Genomic DNA, 2,101 nt, shown 5'->3' on the forward strand with positions numbered 1-2,101 from the left:
AACCAAAGTAATATTTCGGGATGGCTGAACCCGATTGCCGTTGCCCCGGAAGGCTATGCAGTCCCCAACATCAATCTATTGGAAGAAGTTCGGGCGGGTGGTGTCGTCACCGTCACGTCTCCCCTCACTGAGGCACATTGGTTTTGTTTACTGGGTTCAGTGCAGACGATTCGCGAGACAACCGATCTGCAGCCCCGACTTCAGGTGGCTCATACAAAACGGCAGCCGAAAACCCTGGGGCTCGGAGAAAACGATGAGCACTCAATAAAAGCTCTCACCGCCTTTGATAGCATCACGTATCAGCAAGATGCTCAGGCCAGTCATTGGATCAACCACCAGCAGGCACCTCTGGTCATTCAGGTCAATGAACAGACCAGCCTCAGCCAGCTGTTTGATAACATCCATATCACTTCACAACAGAAGGCACATTTTGGACGACGTCAGACTGAGTTGCAGGAGGCATTAACCTCTGGCAAGCCAGTCGTATTGCGGGGACTGGACAGTAATCCAGCACTTCAGCAGCTTCTGGAACCTCTGGTGATCGGGCAACCTCTGTTAGTGAATGGCCAATTACAGGCCTACCCACAAGCTCAAGTCACCGTAGTCTGGCCCGAGTCTGCAGAAAGCCCATCTTCGGTATTCAGGTCAATGGTTGCCAAGGGCAAACCCTGTCCTGAGGTTGATATTTGGGCTATCAATGGGGACAAGCATGATATCCCCCGGGCTGAGCTGCCGGAACGAGCACTTCACTCGCTTTACGAAGCGTTTAAAACCCTGCCTGACGATCTTTGTGACCCTCTGCCTGAAATGACCGAAGGACTATTGAATAACCTGATGCTGGCTGCCCGGCGGGCACAGCAGGTTGACCAGTCGCCACAGCTCCTGCCCTGCCACTGGCGCAAGGCCATCAATAGCGTCGTCACCCATGGCACCCGGCAGAATCCGTCGGTGCGTGATTTTATGAAAGTGGCCTGTTGGCAGTTACTGCCGGATGCCAATGAAAAACCGGATGCCCATGAGAAGCCCGACAGGGGTCAAACTGGCTCGGTAGACCCGGATCGGTTAAACAGCATCATCAACAGCTCTGCACCGTTAGATCGAAAGTTTTTGCGACAGAACCTATGGTCACTGGCCAGAGCCTTTGACCCGGCAGTCTTTAAGGACAGCCGATTTGAAGGATTACAACTTTCCTATAAAACCCCATTTACATCATGGCTGGCTCAAGAAGAATATCTGGACAGGCTCAGTGCCATGATCGTGGCCCACGCCCCTGAAGATCAACGAGAGGCAATGGCGTATCAGTTGGCAGTCGATCCGTCGAAAGCAGAGCCCTATCAGGCATTGGTCATCAGGCCAGCAAGACAGATTAAACGTTTGCAAGATGCACTGGCTTCTGGCTGGCAGCTACCTTTGCCATCAGGGCAAACCCGATCCGATGCCATTCACACTCTGGCCAGCGATTGTTTTCAGATGGCCAGAACAGCGAATTCTGAGGCAGAAGGCATTGAACGTATAGAGCATCGACTGTCTGAATCACTGGAATGGCAGGGTTCCGCTGATAAGCCCCTGTCACTGCTGGCGCGTGATCTTTATCACGGCGAGTTGAATCAGAAAGATCGTGAAAGCCGTCGATTGTCCCGACTCCATGATCGGTTGACGGACTCTCCCGTTATATTCCTGCAGGGGGAAACCGGCACCGGAAAAAGTTACTTTTCCGCCAGAATGGCTAAGGCCTCAGGACAGGCTTCGGTCATTTCTCTTGGACCTTCTGACAGCGAACAAACCCTGTTGAAATGCTGGCAGTGGCAAGAACACGCCGATGGCGACCGCTCAATGAAACAACAAAACCGGACGCTGATGGAATGGGCCAAAACAACACACGACAAAGACGGAGAATATGTAACTCTTATTCTGGATGAAGCCAACCTGGCCAGAGCCGGATTGCTGGCATCATTGAACGGCCTATGGGAGCCGGAACCCTGCATCTATGTGAATGGTCATCCTGTCAAGGTCAGCCCAAAACACCGGGTGATTCTCACCGGTAACCCGGATCATTACGCCGGACGCCAGCTGGACCCGGCCCTGAAAGAGAAACTGCCCA

The 2,101-nt window shown here is 52.9% G+C and carries 1 protein-coding gene; it reads left to right on the top strand.

Features of this window, described 5'->3' with window-relative positions; translation table 11 throughout:
* Window positions 1-2,101: AAA family ATPase (locus tag KDK17_RS16825; protein ID WP_257288601.1), on the top strand; the 2,101-nt coding region annotated here is incomplete at both ends.

Origin of the sequence: Endozoicomonas sp. SESOKO2, assembly GCF_024606245.1 — a bacterium.
In the GTDB taxonomy this organism is placed as follows: domain Bacteria; phylum Pseudomonadota; class Gammaproteobacteria; order Pseudomonadales; family Endozoicomonadaceae; genus Endozoicomonas_A.